This is a genomic window from Nocardia sp. NPDC052001 (assembly GCF_040680615.1).
In the GTDB taxonomy this organism is placed as follows: Bacteria; Actinomycetota; Actinomycetes; order Mycobacteriales; family Mycobacteriaceae; genus Nocardia.
This window is the reverse complement of sequence record NZ_JBFAXC010000006.1, coordinates 492,748-507,410: the sequence shown is the minus strand read 5'-3', so window position 1 is coordinate 507,410 and position 14,663 is coordinate 492,748. Positions and strand designations below refer to the sequence as shown.

Genomic DNA, 14,663 nt, shown 5'->3' with positions numbered 1-14,663 from the left:
CCCCCGGAACGGTCAGTTGGGGGAGGTGCTGAGGAGGTATTCGCGGAGCGCGGCGCGGTCGGGCTTGCCGACGCCGCGCATCGGGAGTTCTTGCAGCACAGCCAGTTCGCGCGGGGCGGCGATGGCGTCGAGTTCGGCGACCACGTGGTCGCGGAGCTCGTCCAGGGTGGGGGCGGTCGCGCCGGGGGCGGTGACGATCGCGGTGACCACGCGCTGACCCAGGCGGGAATCGGGCAGGCCCAGGACCACGCATTCGGAGATGGCCGGATGGGTGATCAGCACCGCCTCGACCACCTGCGGCAGCACCAGCAGGCCGCCGGTCATGATGGCCTCGTCCAGCCGCCCGGTGACGGTGAGGACGCCGTCCTCGAAGCTGCCCGCGTCCTCGGTGCGGAACCAGCCGGGTTCGGCGAAGGCCGGATGGTCGGGCTGATTGCGGTAGCCCTTGGCCAGGGTCGCGCCGCCGAGCAGGACGCGGCCGTCCTCGATGCGGACCTCGGTGCCGTCCAAGGGGATTCCCTCGTAGACGCAGCCGCCGCAGGTTTCGCTCATACCGTAGGTGCGGAAGATGGTGATGCCCGCCGCGCGGGCGCGTTCCAGCACCGGTTTCGGGGTGGCCGCGCCGCCGATGAGCACGGCGTCCAGCTGTGCCAGCGCCGCGGTGGCGGCGGGTTCGTCCAGGGCCTTGATGAGTTGGGTCGGCACCAGCGAGGTGTACCGGCGCGGTCCGCGCATGCCCGCGATGGCCGCGGCCAGTCCCTCGGGCAGGAAGCCGCCGGACACATCGAGCACGGCCGGTTCGGTCCCGGCCTGAATGCTGCGCAGCAGCACCTGGATGCCCGCGATGTGATGGGTCGGCAGCGCCAGCAACCATTGTCCGGGCCCGCCCAGGCGGGTGTGCGTGGCCTCTCCGCTGGCGCGCAGCGCGGCGGCGGAGAGCATGGCGCCCTTGGGGATTCCGGTGGTGCCGGAGGTGGTGACGACCAGCGCCACCTCGTCGTCGATCTCCTCGCCGGGCCGCAGGCTGCCGCTGAGCCGCTGTGCCTCGCGGCGGTCGGCGGTGGGTATGGGCAGCCAGGCGGGGGCGTTGCCCTCGAGGGCTTCCCGCAGGTGCGGCAATACGTCGCCCACCGATGCACCGGTGGGCATGGGGAGGGTGCGGAGGGTATTGCTCACGTTCGCGATCGTGTCATGTGATGGGGTGGCCGCGCACCTGTGGGGGTCCGAGGCCGGGGGTCGATGGTGGTCGGTTCGGTCAGTCGGACGTCGGTGTCGCCAGTGGCCATCCACCGGCTGCCAGCCGGGAGGCCACTCGGGCGATATCGTCCTCGCCGGGTTGTTCCTTGGCAACTCGGGAAATGGCGGCCTCGATATCGGCGCGTTCGATCTCGCCGGTGGCGACGCGTTCGCTCACCAGCTCCTCGACGACCAGGTGTACTTCGTAATCGGTGAGCCGCCGGTGCAGCACCGCGAGCAGCGCCACGTAATCGGACTGCGGAATGCCCTGTGGATACCCGGCTTTGAGCCAGTCCAGGACTTTTTGCAGCACGTTCTGGCGCGGCGGGGTGCGCGCCGGATCGGTGTTCGGCTGTTCCGGAGTAGTCAGCTGCGTGCCTTTCTTCCCGTGGCGTCAGGCGCCGAGCAGATGGATGCCGAGCCGGCTCGCGAGGAAGCCGCGTGCGATGAAGAGCACACCGACCACCACCGCGATCATGACCACGGCGAAGCAGAGCGCGGAGATGGCGACCGCGGTGGTGCGCGCCGCTCCGGTCGCGCCGTCGTCCAGTCGCGAGCGGTAGCGAATCCCGAACGCGAAGATGACGGGCAGTCCGGCCCCGAAGACCAAGGCGGCCAGCGTGACCCGCCATAGATCGCTGATATTGGACAGGAAGGTGTGCACGGCGTCGCTCCTATCCGATTCCGTTGCCGACGGTGTCATCGCTGCGCAACGCGGCGCTCGGTGGCGCGGCGTCGCCGGTGGGTCCGGCCGCCGTGTGCTCGGCCTTCCAATCGGCGTTCACGTTGTGCGAGTTGACCTCGGTGCGCTTGGAGCGTCGCCAGATCCCTCCGGCCGCCGCGAGCAGCAGTGCGAACACCACCAGTACACCCGCGGTGCCGCCGATGGCGTTCAGGATGGCCCAGCACAGCGCGCCGACCACACCGGCCAGCGGCAGCGTCAGCACCCACGCCACCACCATGCGGCCGAGCACGCCCCAGCGCACTTCCGCGCCGGGCCGTCCGATGCCGGAACCCAGGATGGATCCGGTCACGGTCTGCGTGGTGGACAGCGGCAGGCCGAAGTGCGCGGAGGTGAGAATGATCGCCGCACTGGTGGATTCGGCCGCGAAGCCCTGCGGCGGCGCGATATCGACCAGGCCCTTGCCGAGCGTGCGGATGATGCGCCAGCCGCCCAGGCAGGTGCCCGCGGCGATGGCGACCGCGCAGGACACGATCACCCACAGCGGCAGCGGATCGCTGGCCTTGGCCGAACCGTGCGCGATCAACGCCAGGAAGATGATGCCCATGGTCTTCTGCGCGTCATTGGTGCCGTGCGCGAGCGAGACCAGCGAGGCGGAACCGATCTGCCCCCACCGGAATCCGCCCTCGACGGTCTTCTCATTGCTGCCGCGCGTGATTCGGTACACGGCCCACGAGCCGAGCGCGGCGACCAGCGCGGCGACCACGGGCGCGGCCAGCGCCGGAATGATGATCTTGGCGAGTACGCCCTTGCTGCCCGCCGCCCAGATGACGCCGTCCCAGCCCAGCGCCGCGATGGTCGCGCCGATGAGCCCGCCGAACAGCGCGTGCGAGGAACTCGACGGCAAACCCAACAGCCAGGTGAACAGATTCCACAGAATGCCGCCGACCAGTCCCGCGAAGACGATGTCGAGCAGGGCCCGGCCGCTGACTTCGGAGAGGTCGACAATGCCCTCGGCGACCGTCGCGGCGACCGCGACACTCAGGAAGGCGCCCACGAGATTGAGCCCGCCGGAAAGGAGTACGGCTGTTCGAGGGGGGAGCGCACCGGTGGCGATCGAGGTGGCCATCGCGTTCGCGGTGTCGTGGAATCCGTTGGTGAAGTCGAATACCAGGGCCGTGAGAACAACGATCAGCAGAACGAGCAGTTCGGCAGACACACCGTTCAGTTTGCGCTACGGCATTCGTCCGTTGTTAACCGGTGCCCCCCGACACGCCTCACAGTTACTCGCGTGCTAAGGCTTTCGAACATCCCGGCGAATCGGATGGTCGGCGGGGATCTCCACCAGCACGATCGGCACGTCATCCGGATCGCGCACCCACATTTCGATCAGGCCCCACGGTTCGCGAGTCGGCTTGCGGTCGATGGCGACTCCCGCGAGCGCGAGTTCGGCGGCGGCGTCCGAACAATCGCGCACCTGCAACCAGATCGCCCCCGCGAATCCCGCCGGTCCCTCGCCGCGCCCGTGCCCCGCGACTTCGAGCAGGCCCTGTCCCGCGAAGAACACGGTGCCGCCCGGATACTCCCGGGCAATCGCCAATCCGAGCGTGTCCCGGTAGAACTCCAGCGTCCGCTGATAGTCCGCGGGCCGCAGGATCAAGCGACTGCTCAGGATCTCCATGGCTTCTACAGTGTCAGAAGTAGTACGGGTACGGGGACCAGTCCGGGTCACGCTTCTGCAGGAACGAATCGCGGCCCTCGACGGCCTCATCGGTCATGTACGCCAGGCGGGTGGCCTCACCGGCGAACAGCTGCTGTCCGACCAGACCGTCATCGCTGAGGTTGAAGGCGTACTTGAGCATGCGGATCGCCTGCGGCGACTTGCCGAGGATCTCCCCGGTCCATTCCAGCGCCACATCCTCGAGCCGATCGTGATCCACGACCTCGTTGACCGCGCCCATGAAATGCATCTCCTCGGCGGTGTACGGCCGACCCAGGAAGAAGATCTCGCGAGCCCGCTTCTGCCCCACCATCTTCGCCAGGTACGCGCTGCCGTAGCCGCCGTCGAACGAGCCCACATCGGCGTCGGTCTGCTTGAACCGGGCGTGTTCGCGGCTGGCGAGGGTGAGATCGCAGGTGACGTGCAGGCTGTGCCCGCCGCCCGCGGCCCAGCCGTTCACCAGTGCGATGACCACCTTGGGCATGAAGCGGATGAGCCGCTGCACCTCGAGGATGTGCAGGCGGCCCGCGCGCGCCGGGTCGACGGTGTCCGCGGTCTCGCCCTCGGCGTACTGGTAGCCGCTGCGCCCGCGAATCCGCTGATCGCCGCCGGAGCAGAAGGCCCAGCCGCCGTCCTTGGGGCTCGGGCCGTTACCGGTGAGCAGCACCGCGCCCACATCGGAGGTCATGCGCGCGTGATCGAGCGTGCGGTACAGCTCGTCGACGGTGTGCGGGCGGAAGGCATTGCGCACCTCGGGCCGATCGAACGCGATCCGGACCGTGCCCTGCTCCACATGCCGGTGGTACGTGATGTCGGTGAGGTCTTCGAATCCAGGGACGGGTTTCCACAGCGCTTCATTGAAGGTCACGCTCAAGAACATAGCGGGGCCCTATGGACGTAACGCAAGGTGACAACTTATTTCGGATCGGTCGGCGGTTACTCCGGGGTAAGCCCGAAACTCGCTGGCTACGCGATCGCGAACATGCGGTGCGGCGTGATGGGGTACCCACGAAAGGCGCTGAAAAACCTGCGGGGGCACCGGAGGTGGTCGCTTGTTCGAGTGAATGGTGCGAATGTGAAACGCTGCCAAGGGATTGCGGAGGCTTTACAGTGCAGTAGCTGCCCTGGCAGTCGAGGCGCGTCTGCATCATGTGTGCGGGCACATCGGTGCGTATAGTTCTGTGCGCTCGTTCATCGAAAAACTATCCGGAGGAACCTGAAAGTGGTTGCAGCACTGTCTGAATCCCTGCTCGATGACGCCAAGCGTCCGGCCTTCCTGGCCGACGCCAAAGAGGTTCTGGATGCTGAGGTGTCGGACAAGGGCGGCGCGTCGGGTCTGGCCGTCAAGGGCGGCTACGCCGCGGTGAAGAAGGTCAGCCCGACCATCGTCGGCGATGCGCTGGAGTCCTTCATCCCGAAGTTCGTCGCGTCCCTGGAGCCGTTCTGGTCCGAGTACCAGGCTTCCGGCGCCGGCTCGTTCGCCGACCTGCTGGTTTCCAAGCAGGACGAGGTTTCCGAGGCGCTGCTCTCGGTCACCGATGAGCGTGCGGCCGCCTCCTCGCGTCCCGCGCTGACCAAGGTCTACAACTCCATGCGGTCCTCGGCGAAGAAGCATGTGGCCGAGGCGCTTCCGCGCGTCGGCGCGCTGGTCCAGCGTCACGCCTGATCAACCGTTGATCAAACGACCGGTTCGCGGCCCGTGTTCGGGCCGCGAACCCGGTTATCGGTAGTGCTGTCCGAGCCGAGCTCGGACAGGCTCACCCCGCGGCTTTGCCGACCCGCCAGTAGCCGGTGAAGGTGATGTCCGCCTTGGGGATTCCGCGTTCCTGCGCCCAGTGCCGGCGCAGGCCGGAGGCCAGTTTCTGTTCGCCCGCGACGAAGGCGTAGACGCCCGTGGCGGGAATCTCCTGTGCGCGCACCGCTGCCGCGACCACCGAGCCGACTTCGGCGTTCGAATCCGTGCGAATCACCCAGTGCACCTCGACGCCTTCGGGCGCGTCGAATTCCTGGGCATCGTCCGGATTCGGGATCTCCAGGTAGGCAGCGCCTTTCAGATCGCGGGGCGCGGAGCGCAGAATGCCCGCGATGCCGGGGACCGCGCTTTCATCGCCCACCAAAAGAGACCAATTGGTATTTTCCGGGGCCTGATAGGTAATGCCCTCATCCAGCAATCCGACTTTGTCGCCGGGCGTCGCGCCGCCCGCCCAGTTCGAGGCCGGGCTGTCATCGCCGTGCGAGAAGAAGTCGATATCGATCTCGGCGGTGCTGCCGAATTCGCCGAAGCCCGCGGCGCGGTAATCGCGCACGGTGTAATTGCGCACCAGCGGCCGATGTTCCTTGCCTATCATGAGGTACTGCGCATACCAGCCGAGCGTGCTGGCGGAGGTGGGCAGTTTCAGGCTGCCGTCGCGGCCGGGCAGGAACAGCCGGAACCACTGGTCGAATCCCATCGCGGTGAAGCCCGCCAGCCCGTCGCCGCCCAGGGTGACGCGCACGAAGTTCGGGCTGATCCGTTTGCTCGCCAGCACCTGTGCGGTGAGGATCTCCCGGTGCTCGGGCTTGACGTATTTGGGTCGCTTCGACATTGGCTTAGGTTAGCAAACCCTAAGTATAGATGACAGGTGTGAGCGGGCTGACGCAGCGCGGAATTCGACTGTCTGAGAGGCTGGGAGGGTGAATCCTTCGACAGCACAGGCGCACGTCATCGTGGACGAGCTCGCGCGCGGCGGAGTCCGAGACGTGGTCCTGTGCCCGGGATCGCGAAATGCCCCACTGGCCTTCGCATTACAGGCCGCCGACGCCGCCGGGCGGATCCGGCTGCATATGCGCATCGATGAGCGCAGCGCCGGATTCCTGGCCATCGGCCTCGCCTCGTCCAGCGGCCGCCCGGTTCCGGTCGTGATGACCTCCGGCACCGCCGTCGCCAACCTCGGCCCCGCGGTACTCGAAGCGAACTACGCGCGACTGCCGCTGATCGTGCTCAGCGCCAACCGGCCCTACGAGATGCTCGGCACCGGCGCGAATCAGACCGTCGAACAATTCGGGCTGTTCGGCAGCCAGGTGCGCGCCGCCATCAGCCTCGGACTCGCCGAGGCCGAAGCCGGTGAGCCGCTCTACCCCACACAGAACAGCGTGTGGCGCTCCGCGGTCTGCCGGGTGCTCGCCGCCGCGCGCGGCACCCGCTCCGGCAATGCCGGACCCGTGCACTTCGATATCCCGCTGCGCGAACCGCTGGTGCCCGATATGGCCGCCGGTGATCCGCTGCCGCTCGGCCGGGACGGCGATAAGCCGTGGACCGCAACGCAGTACGCCACCCTGGATGTCCCGCTCGATATCGATCTGAGCCCGGACACCGTGGTCATCTCCGGTCACGGCGCGGGGCATCGGGCCGAACTCGCGGCGCTGCCGACGGTCGCCGAACCGACCGCGCCCATGCACGGACCCGCACTGCATCCGCTGGCGCTGGGACTGCTGAAGCCGAAGCAGGCCATCATCACCGGGCGGCCGACGCTGCATCGGCAGGTGTCCAAGGTGCTCGCCGATCCCGAGGTGACGGTGTTCGCGCTCACCACCGGCCCGCGCTGGCCCGATGTGTCGGGCAATGTGGTCGGCACCGGCACCCGGGCGGTCACCACCGGCGCACCGCGTCCGGAATGGCTGGAACAGTGCCGCGATCTCAATGAGAAGGCCGTCGCGGTGGTGCGCGCGGAACTCGCCGGACATCCGAAGCCGACCGGGTTGCATGTCGCGGCCGTCGTGCTGGACGCACTGCACGAGGGTGATCAGCTGCTGCTCGGCGCGTCCAATCCGGTGCGCGACGCGGCACTGGTCTCGCACCCCCGCACCGGGATTCGCGTGCTGTCCAACCGCGGTGTCGCGGGCATCGACGGCACCGTCTCGGCCGCCGTCGGCGCGGCCCTGACCCATCCCGGCCGCACGGTGGCGCTGATGGGCGATCTCACCTTCCTGCACGACGCCTCCGGACTGCTGGTCGGACCCGGCGAACCGCGGCCCGAGGACCTCACCATCGTGGTCGCCAATGACGACGGCGGCGGCATCTTCGAACTTCTGGAACAGGGCGATCCGCAGTACGCGGGCGTCTTCGAACGGGTCTTCGGCACCCCGCACGGTATGGACCTGGCCGCGCTCTGCGCCGCCTACCGCGTCCCGCATCGCCAGGTCGACCCGGCCGAATTGGCCGAGGCGCTGACCGGTCACGCGCACGGCATCCGGGTGCTCGAAGTCGCCACCGAACGCTCCAGCCTGCGTGAACTGCACGCCACCGTGCGCGCGGGCATCTCCGCCTGAGACGCTGAAAACCGTTGTGGCGGTGCGTAATCGCACCGCCACAACGAGTCCTTCGATCAGGCTTCGGCGGTGTCCGGCCCGTCGTAGTCATCGTCCATCGGGACGGAAATGGACTGTTCCACCAGATCCGCCTCATCGGCGGTCCAGCCGAGATCATCCTCCGGGAGCGGTGTGACCTCGGCTTCCGGCTCGATCACCTCGGTCTGCTGCTCCAGAAAATCGGCCTCGGGCACAGCGTCGATTCGATCGGTCATCACATGCTCCTCTCCGCCATATCGGCAAAGCCAGGTGAAGTCGGGCACCTCCGAGCCTGCCCCGCATCGCCCGGCACGGCAACCCCGCCCGCGCGTCGGCCGCCCGGGCGCGGGCGGATCGCGGTCGGCGCACCGGGTGCGAATTCAGTTGGTGGGTGCACCGAACCACGTGTTCAGGTGGGTATTCAGCGCCGGCTGATCCGCGCCGGCCCATGCCACATGGCCGTCCGGTCGCAACAGGACGGCTGGGGCGTCGAGTTCCTCGCTGACATCGGCGATGTGATCGACGCGATCGGTCCAGCCCGCCGCCGAGAGCTGCCCGGTCTGATCCAGCAGCAGGCCGCGGCCGGTGTGCATGAGGTCGTAGAGGCGGCCGCGTTTGAGCGGGATATCGCGCAGGCGACGGCCGATCAGATCGTCATCGACGCCGAAGTCGTAGCGGATATCGACGGCGATGATGCCCTCGAGCAGGCGGCGGTTCACCTCGTCGATGGTCATCAGCTTCGTCAGGAGCCGGCGCAGCGCAAGGGCATTCGGGTCCAGGGACATCAATTGCATTTGGGCGCGGGTGTTGTCGAGCACATCGGCGGCGACGGGCCGGCGTTCGGCGGCATAGGTGTCCAGCAGACCCGCGGGGGCCCAGCCGTTCACGACCGCGGCCAGTTTCCAGCCGAGGTTGAACGCGTCCTGTACACCGAGATTGAGACCCTGCCCGCCCATCGGCGGATGGACGTGCGCGGCATCGCCCGCCAGCAGCACCCGGCCGGATCGGTAGTCGTCGGCGAGGCGGGTGCCGTCACCGAAGCGGGAGAGCCAGCGCGGGGAGTGCACGCCGAAATCGGTGCCCGCGGTGGCGCGCAGCTGCCGCCGGAATTCATCCAGGGTGGGCGAGACGGTGCGATCCTCGGCCACCCCGGCGGCGGGGGCCACCACCCGGTACGCGCCGTCGGCCAGCGGCATCGCGCCGAACAGCCGCTGGGTCTTGCGCACCTCGGCCACAATCGCATTCAGTGTTTCCGGCGGTTCGGTCAGTTCGACCTCGCCGACCAGGGTGTCGACCCGGCTGGGCTCGCCGGGAAAACCGATGCCGAGCAGCTTTCGCACCGTGCTGCGGCCGCCGTCGCAGCCGATGAGATAGCGCGAGCGCAGCCGGGTGCCGTCGGCGAGGTCGATATCGACGCCCTCGGCATCCTGATCGAATCCGATCAGCTCACTGCCGCGCCGGATTTCGACGCCGAGTTCGGCGGCGCGTTCGGCGAGCAGGCGTTCGGTGACGGGCTGCATGATGCTGAGCACATAGTCGTGCGAAGTGTCGAGCAGGCCCGGCTGCGGTGCGGGAATGCCCGCGAAGAAGCCGCCGAGCGGATACCGCTTGCCGAGCGCCAGGAATCGATCCAGCAGCCCGCGCTGGTCCATGATTTCGATGGTGCGCGCGTGGATTCCCATCGCGCGCACGATCACAGTGGGCTCGGGCTCGCGTTCCAGTACGACCGTGCGCACCCCGTGCAGTCGCAGTTCGCTCGCCACCATCAATCCGGTCGGTCCGCCCCCGGCCACGATCACGTCGATCATGTGCTCTCCCATCCGATCATTTGCGCTGGTACTGGCTTCGGCCGACGATTGTGCGGCATCGATGGGGTCTTGCCGCAAGCCCCGGGGTGCGCTATATGTTGAATGGGGCAAGAGAGTGACGTAACCTCCTTGCCTTTTCTCATGACCTCCGCTCATAGCCGCCGCGCCGCACGTGTGACCAGGTCTTATGGCACGCGCCCGGGGACGCGGCTAACCTCGGAACCGGGACAATCGCGGCGCTCGCCGGACAACGCAGGTCAGGGGAGTGGCTGCGCTGTTTCCGAAATCCAGCGGGATTGGGTTTGAAAGGCACTGCAGGACAATAGGTTTGGAGCTCACGTGGTAAAGGCAACGCATCCGGCATCGACCGTCGCACCCCACCCGCACCCCGAGACCCCGCCCCCGAGTCCCAGTCCCTGGTACGAAGGCTCCCTCTGGTGGGACGCCAAGAGCGTCGTGGTGACCCGGGCCGTCGAGCCGGGCGTCATCGCCACCACCCCGCACCTGGTGGTACCCGCCGAATTCGGCCGCTTCGCCTTCCTGCTCTCCTCCTACGGCGAGGAGGCCATGCAATTGGCCCGCGACCCCCGGGTGGTCATCCAATCCGGTGATTGGCGCGGCCGCCCCGCCATCGGCTCGCGCCAGCACTACGGCACCGCCCGCATAGTCGGCGATCCGGGTCTGTCGCACCGCATCCAGGACGGTATGCGCATCAAATACGGCGCCCGCACCAAACTGGCCCGCATGGCACACCGTTTCGCCAACGGCTCGGTGCCCTACGGCGATGTGGTGGCCCTGGTGGAGTTGCACCCGCACCGCCCGCTCATGATCGCCCCCTGACGTCGATCCGATTCCGATGATCAGTGGCTGCTGCCGGGAGTCAATCGCCGCAGTATGCCCGCCAGTGAGTTGGGGTCGATGATGTCGACGCCGAGGGTGGCGGTCCGGGTGCCCTGCTGTGCGGAGACCATGTGATGCCCGGCCGTTTTCGGTGTCCACAGCAGCCAGGGGATCGAGCAGCATCCGGTCGGCGTGATGGTGCCGAGCGCCGTTCCGTCGACACTCAGCGTGATGGGGGTCGTGTAATCAGTGACTCGCGGGCTGATCTCGCAGGTCACCCCGGTGTACACGCAGTCGAAGGTGCCGGGCCCGGCGTTGGTGACCGAAATGCTGAGATCGGACTCGGCTCCTGCGGTTCCGGGCGACAGCGGCAGTATTGCCGCCAGTAGTGCGGTTCCGATGATCGCGCTGCGGATGCTGTTCGATGTCATCGGACTATCCACCCACTTTGTTGTTGGCCGAACCGCTGGTCAGGCGGCTGGTTATGCGCTTGTTCAGCGCTTCGAGTGAGTTGTTGTCGATGATGCGAATGCTGCGGGAGTCACTGGCGGCACCCTGCTGAACGGTCAGCGTGTAGATGCCCGCCTTGGGTGGAATCCAGGCAACCGAGGCTTCCCCTGCATCGCGATTGGGTGTCGCCAGCTTCGTGGCGATCGTCTTACCGTCGACGCTGAACGTGATCGGGACGGTGAGATCGTTGACATAGCCGGAGATCACGCATTCCAACTCTGTTGCTTCACAGGCGAGATCTGCGGAACCACCGCCCACCCAGATCCAGATAGGGACCGAATAGTTTGCTTCGGCGGTCCCGGCCGACAACTGAATTGCCGTTGCCAGTAATGCCGATCCCACCAGCGCGTAGCGCCCCACCCTCATCGTGCTCATGGTCACAGTATTTGTGAAGTGGCTATATTTCACAAGTACTTTCGACCGTCATTCGCCAGGCAGTAGACCGTTATCCGCCGGGTGCTCCACGAGTGCGAGTACCCGGCCCGCCATGAACCTGGCGGTTCGGACCGAGGTGCCGGTGCGGGTCACCTCGCTGACTTCCACGACGCCGCGCGCGATGCGCACCTCCACGCGGCGGCCCGCTCGGCTGGCTGTTATTTCGTAATTTCTGGTTCCGTCGCCCATATCGACGACGATCTCCACGCGATCACCCTTCATCTATCAATTCTCCTCGCTACCAGGGCTTTTCGCGAGGAAAGCGGCTCGAAATCGGCTAACGAACGGGTTGCGAATCGGTGCCTTCGGTGGTGAAAACTCCTGCCTCCGCGGCGATTACGGCCGCCGCCACGGCTGCGGTGGCGGCAGCTTCGTCGGGGGGTGCGGCGCTGGTGAGCAGGCGATAGTAGAGGGGGGCGGACACGGCGGACAGGACCGCGCGCGGGTCGGTGCCGGATGGGATTTCGCCCCGGGTGACGGCGTATTCGACGCAGGGGGACCATTCGACGAGGCGGGTGTCGTAGAAGGCGTGCAGGGCGGCCGCGGCCGTGTCGTCGGTGGTTCCGGCGGCGATAAGGGCGCGGAAGAGGCGGCCCTGGCGGGGGTCGGTAAGTGTCTTGGTCACCAGGCGGGCGTTGGCCAGCAGATCGCCGCGCAGGGAACCCGTATCGCTGTGCGGCAGTGAGGTTTCCGCCATATCCACGAGCAGATCGGCGACCAGTCCGGCGGGGGTGCGCCAGCGGCGGTAGACGGTGGTCTTGCCGACCTCGGCGCGGGCGGCGACCTCGCCCAGATCCAGGTGCGCGTAACCGCGTTCGGCGAGCAGATCGCCGGCGGCGTGCAGGACCGCTTCGCGAACGCGGGCGGTGCGCCCGCCGGGGCGGATCGAACCGGGTGCGGTGGTGTCCGAGGTCATAACGGGGCTCCAGTTCCATTTGCGTCCATGCGAGTGTACTGTCTGTTTTGTTAATGAAACTGTAGTTTCGTTAGGGGTTGGTCATGGAATATCGTCGGCTCGGTGCGTCAGGTCTGCTGGTTCCGGCGTTGAGCTTCGGCGCGGGCACCTTCGGTGGGCGCGGTGAACTGTTCAGCGCGTGGGGGGACACCGATGTGGCGCAGGCCCGCAGGCTGGTGGATATCAATCTGGAGGCGGGCGTCACCATGTTCGATACCGCCGACGTCTACTCCGACGGTGCGTCGGAAGAAGTCCTCGGACAGGCCATCTCGGGTCGTCGCGACCGGGTGCTGATCTCCGCCAAGGCGGGCCTGCCGACCGGTCCCGGACCGAATGACGCGGGCGCCGGCCGGGCCAGGCTGATCGGCGCGGTGGAGGGATCGCTGCGGCGGCTCGGCACCGAGTACATCGATCTGTTCCAGCTGCATGCCTTCGATGCGGGTACCCCGGTCGAGGAAACCCTTGCGGCACTCGATGATCTGGTCCGTGCGGGCAAGATCCGGTATGTCGGCGCATCCAATTTCGCGGGCTGGCAGCTGATGAAATCCCTTGCGGCAGCAGATAAGAACGGCTTCCCGCGCTATGTCGCGCACCAGGTCTACTACTCGCTCGCCGGACGCGACTACGAATGGGAGCTGATGCCGCTCGGTGTCGATCAGGGCGTCGGCGCGGTGGTGTGGAGCCCGCTCGGCTGGGGCCGTCTCACCGGCAAAATCCGTCGCGGGCAACCACTTCCGGCGGGCAGCCGACTGCATCGGACCGCGGCGGCCGGACCGCCGGTGGATGACGAGAAGCTCTACGACATCGTCGATGTCCTCGACGAACTCGCCGCCGAGACCGGCCGCACCGTGCCGCAGCTCGCACTCAATTGGCTGCTGTCCCGCCCCACCGTGGCGACCGTCATCGTCGGCGCGCGCAATGAGGAGCAGCTGCGGCAGAACCTCGGCGCTGTCGGCTGGAGCCTGGACGCCGAGCAGATCGCCCGCCTGGACAAGGCCAGTGCGGTGACCCCGCCGTATCCCTACTACCCGTACTACCGGCTGCCGGATTTCGCGCGGCTCAACCCGCCCGCCGTCTGAAACCCGCCGCCCGAATCACGGCGCGGAGTACAGTCCCGCCGCCAGCACCGGCCAGGACGTCTTCAGATCGTCTTGCCAGTAGCCCCACGAATGTGTCCCGGTGGGACGGTAATTGAAGGTGGCGGGAATGCCGAGCGAATCCAGCTTCTGCTGCAGCGTGAGGGTGGACAGTTCGACATTCGCCTCGATGAAGCCGCCGAGCGCCACCGTCTGCGGCGTCTCCGACGGCTTCTCCATCCGGAACTTACCGCCCGGGACATCCCAGATACCCGGAATTCCGGTGCCGGACGAAATGAAAAGTTTGGTGCCGCGCAGCTTTTCGGCATTCAGCGTGGGGTCGTTGGCCGCCCACAGCGGATCGTTCTCCGGCCCCCACATATTCGTGACATCGCCGCCGCCGTACAACTCGGTGACGGCCTTCACGGCTTCGCGCGCGATGGGCGTGGTGGTCTGATACAGGCCGCTGTAGGACGCGGCGCTGCGGAACATGCCGGGATGCGCGATGGCCATGTTCAGAATGGGCAGTCCGGCCATGGAGATTCCGGCAATCGCGTTGACCCGGTTGGTATTCAGCGCGGCATCGATGAGCGGCGGCAGTTCCTCGGCGAGATAGGTGCTCCACCGGTTGACCCCGAGCGCGGGATCGGTCTTGACCCAGTCGGTGTACCAGGCGAAGGCGCCGCCGACGATCTGCACCACATTGATGTTCTTATCGGACAGGAATTCCAGTGCGTCCGTGCGCAATTGCCAGGTGGCGTCGTCGACGCCGCCACCCGCGCCATTGAGCAGGTACAGGGTGGGACGCGGTGCGGAAGTGTCCTCGGGGCGCAGCACGTCCACCGGGAAGGTCTGGTTCATGGCGGCGGAGAACACCGTGAGCCGGATATTGCGGGCGTCTTTGATCTCGACGTTCTTGATATACGAACCGTCGGCCGATTTCGCCGTGCTGTTCAACGCCGCTGCGGCCGGGGTGTCGGCGGTGGCGGGATATCCGCCCAGCCCGATCGATACGGTCGCCGCCAGGGCCGCCACTGCGATACGCCCGGTGATTCGTGGGTTCAAGACCTGCCCC

Annotated in this window: 18 protein-coding genes; 4 read left to right on the top strand and 14 right to left on the bottom strand. The window is 67.2% G+C overall.

The window, feature by feature from the left end:
• Window positions 1-12 precede the first annotated feature (12 nt).
• From menE to AB0L82_RS28595, 6 genes are all read right to left on the bottom strand, one after another.
• Window positions 13-1,149: an o-succinylbenzoate--CoA ligase gene (gene menE / locus AB0L82_RS28620; RefSeq protein ID WP_364643003.1), complete on the bottom strand. Its 1,137-nt coding sequence runs from the start codon at window positions 1,147-1,149 to the stop codon at window positions 13-15.
• Window positions 1,150-1,255: 106 nt separating this feature from the next.
• Window positions 1,256-1,549 (bottom strand): DUF3349 domain-containing protein, encoded by a 294-nt coding sequence (locus AB0L82_RS28615; RefSeq protein ID WP_364642875.1) that lies wholly within the window; start codon window positions 1,547-1,549, stop codon window positions 1,256-1,258.
• A gap of 81 nt (window positions 1,550-1,630) precedes the next feature.
• Window positions 1,631-1,900, bottom strand: a complete 270-nt coding sequence (locus AB0L82_RS28610) for a hypothetical protein (RefSeq protein WP_364642874.1) — start codon at window positions 1,898-1,900, stop codon at window positions 1,631-1,633.
• Between the two features lie 10 nt (window positions 1,901-1,910).
• Complete coding sequence (locus AB0L82_RS28605; RefSeq protein WP_364642872.1) at window positions 1,911-3,137, bottom strand: inorganic phosphate transporter; 1,227 nt, start codon at window positions 3,135-3,137, stop codon at window positions 1,911-1,913.
• Window positions 3,138-3,212: 75 nt separating this feature from the next.
• A complete protein-coding gene (locus AB0L82_RS28600) occupies window positions 3,213-3,599 on the bottom strand; it encodes a VOC family protein (RefSeq protein WP_364642871.1) in 387 nt (128 codons plus the stop codon).
• 13 nt (window positions 3,600-3,612) lie between these two features.
• Entirely contained in the window at window positions 3,613-4,506 is an 894-nt protein-coding gene (locus AB0L82_RS28595) for a 1,4-dihydroxy-2-naphthoyl-CoA synthase (RefSeq protein ID WP_364642869.1), read from the bottom strand.
• A 354-nt stretch (window positions 4,507-4,860) separates the two neighbouring features.
• On the opposite strand from AB0L82_RS28595, the gene AB0L82_RS28590 reads away from it, so the two are divergent.
• Window positions 4,861-5,304: a hypothetical protein gene (locus AB0L82_RS28590; RefSeq protein WP_364642867.1), complete on the top strand. Its 444-nt coding sequence runs from the start codon at window positions 4,861-4,863 to the stop codon at window positions 5,302-5,304.
• A 91-nt stretch (window positions 5,305-5,395) separates the two neighbouring features.
• Here the strand turns inward: AB0L82_RS28590 and AB0L82_RS28585 are convergent, their stop codons facing one another.
• Window positions 5,396-6,223, bottom strand: coding sequence for a siderophore-interacting protein (locus AB0L82_RS28585; RefSeq protein ID WP_364642865.1), 828 nt, complete (start codon window positions 6,221-6,223; stop codon window positions 5,396-5,398).
• Between the two features lie 88 nt (window positions 6,224-6,311).
• Between AB0L82_RS28585 and menD the strand changes: the two genes are divergently transcribed.
• Window positions 6,312-7,946 (top strand): 2-succinyl-5-enolpyruvyl-6-hydroxy-3-cyclohexene-1-carboxylic-acid synthase, encoded by a 1,635-nt coding sequence (gene menD / locus AB0L82_RS28580; RefSeq protein WP_364642863.1) that lies wholly within the window; start codon window positions 6,312-6,314, stop codon window positions 7,944-7,946.
• A 56-nt stretch (window positions 7,947-8,002) separates the two neighbouring features.
• On the opposite strand, the gene AB0L82_RS28575 is transcribed toward menD, so the two are convergent.
• On the bottom strand, window positions 8,003-8,200 hold the full coding sequence (locus AB0L82_RS28575; RefSeq protein ID WP_364642861.1) for a hypothetical protein: 198 nt from the start codon (window positions 8,198-8,200) through the stop codon (window positions 8,003-8,005).
• A 144-nt stretch (window positions 8,201-8,344) separates the two neighbouring features.
• Window positions 8,345-9,772, bottom strand: coding sequence for a rifampin monooxygenase (gene rox, locus AB0L82_RS28570; RefSeq protein WP_364642859.1), 1,428 nt, complete (start codon window positions 9,770-9,772; stop codon window positions 8,345-8,347).
• A gap of 339 nt (window positions 9,773-10,111) precedes the next feature.
• On the opposite strand from rox, the gene AB0L82_RS28565 reads away from it, so the two are divergent.
• On the top strand, window positions 10,112-10,612 hold the full coding sequence (locus AB0L82_RS28565) for a hypothetical protein (protein WP_364642857.1): 501 nt from the start codon (window positions 10,112-10,114) through the stop codon (window positions 10,610-10,612).
• A 20-nt stretch (window positions 10,613-10,632) separates the two neighbouring features.
• Here the strand turns inward: AB0L82_RS28565 and AB0L82_RS28560 are convergent, their stop codons facing one another.
• Genes AB0L82_RS28560 through AB0L82_RS28545 form a run of 4 tightly spaced genes read right to left on the bottom strand, consistent with a single transcriptional unit; the run spans window position 10,633 to window position 12,473 of the window.
• Complete coding sequence (locus AB0L82_RS28560; protein ID WP_364642855.1) at window positions 10,633-11,043, bottom strand: hypothetical protein; 411 nt, start codon at window positions 11,041-11,043, stop codon at window positions 10,633-10,635.
• Window positions 11,044-11,047: 4 nt separating this feature from the next.
• Window positions 11,048-11,497 (bottom strand): hypothetical protein, encoded by a 450-nt coding sequence (locus AB0L82_RS28555; RefSeq protein WP_364642853.1) that lies wholly within the window; start codon window positions 11,495-11,497, stop codon window positions 11,048-11,050.
• A 48-nt stretch (window positions 11,498-11,545) separates the two neighbouring features.
• The gene (locus AB0L82_RS28550; RefSeq protein WP_364642851.1) at window positions 11,546-11,779 is read right to left on the bottom strand and encodes a hypothetical protein; all 234 of its coding nucleotides are present in this window, start codon (window positions 11,777-11,779) and stop codon (window positions 11,546-11,548) included.
• 55 nt (window positions 11,780-11,834) lie between these two features.
• A complete protein-coding gene (locus AB0L82_RS28545; RefSeq protein ID WP_364642849.1) occupies window positions 11,835-12,473 on the bottom strand; it encodes a TetR/AcrR family transcriptional regulator in 639 nt (212 codons plus the stop codon).
• A gap of 83 nt (window positions 12,474-12,556) precedes the next feature.
• Here AB0L82_RS28545 and AB0L82_RS28540 point away from each other — a divergent pair, with 83 nt between their 5' ends.
• Entirely contained in the window at window positions 12,557-13,591 is a 1,035-nt protein-coding gene (locus AB0L82_RS28540) for an aldo/keto reductase (protein ID WP_364642847.1), read from the top strand.
• Between the two features lie 15 nt (window positions 13,592-13,606).
• Here the strand turns inward: AB0L82_RS28540 and AB0L82_RS28535 are convergent, their stop codons facing one another.
• Window positions 13,607-14,653 (bottom strand): alpha/beta hydrolase family protein, encoded by a 1,047-nt coding sequence (locus AB0L82_RS28535; RefSeq protein WP_364642845.1) that lies wholly within the window; start codon window positions 14,651-14,653, stop codon window positions 13,607-13,609.
• Between the last annotated feature and the right edge of the window lie 10 nt (window positions 14,654-14,663).

What these genes read in the sequence shown, in the direction of transcription:
- menE (WP_364643003.1), bottom strand. Translation starts at nt 1,149, where the DNA reads ATGCCCACCGGTGCATCGGTGGGCGACGTATTGCCGCACCTGCGGGAA.
- AB0L82_RS28600 (WP_364642871.1), bottom strand. Translation starts at nt 3,599, where the DNA reads ATGGAGATCCTGAGCAGTCGCTTGATCCTGCGGCCCGCGGACTATCAG.
- AB0L82_RS28585 (WP_364642865.1), bottom strand. Translation starts at nt 6,223, where the DNA reads ATGTCGAAGCGACCCAAATACGTCAAGCCCGAGCACCGGGAGATCCTC.
- AB0L82_RS28575 (WP_364642861.1), bottom strand. Translation starts at nt 8,200, where the DNA reads ATGACCGATCGAATCGACGCTGTGCCCGAGGCCGATTTTCTGGAGCAG.
- rox (WP_364642859.1), bottom strand. Translation starts at nt 9,772, where the DNA reads ATGATCGACGTGATCGTGGCCGGGGGCGGACCGACCGGATTGATGGTG.
- AB0L82_RS28560 (WP_364642855.1), bottom strand. Translation starts at nt 11,043, where the DNA reads ATGACATCGAACAGCATCCGCAGCGCGATCATCGGAACCGCACTACTG.
- AB0L82_RS28555 (WP_364642853.1), bottom strand. Translation starts at nt 11,497, where the DNA reads ATGAGCACGATGAGGGTGGGGCGCTACGCGCTGGTGGGATCGGCATTA.
- AB0L82_RS28550 (WP_364642851.1), bottom strand. Translation starts at nt 11,779, where the DNA reads ATGAAGGGTGATCGCGTGGAGATCGTCGTCGATATGGGCGACGGAACC.
- AB0L82_RS28545 (WP_364642849.1), bottom strand. Translation starts at nt 12,473, where the DNA reads ATGACCTCGGACACCACCGCACCCGGTTCGATCCGCCCCGGCGGGCGC.
- AB0L82_RS28540 (WP_364642847.1), top strand. Translation starts at nt 12,557, where the DNA reads ATGGAATATCGTCGGCTCGGTGCGTCAGGTCTGCTGGTTCCGGCGTTG.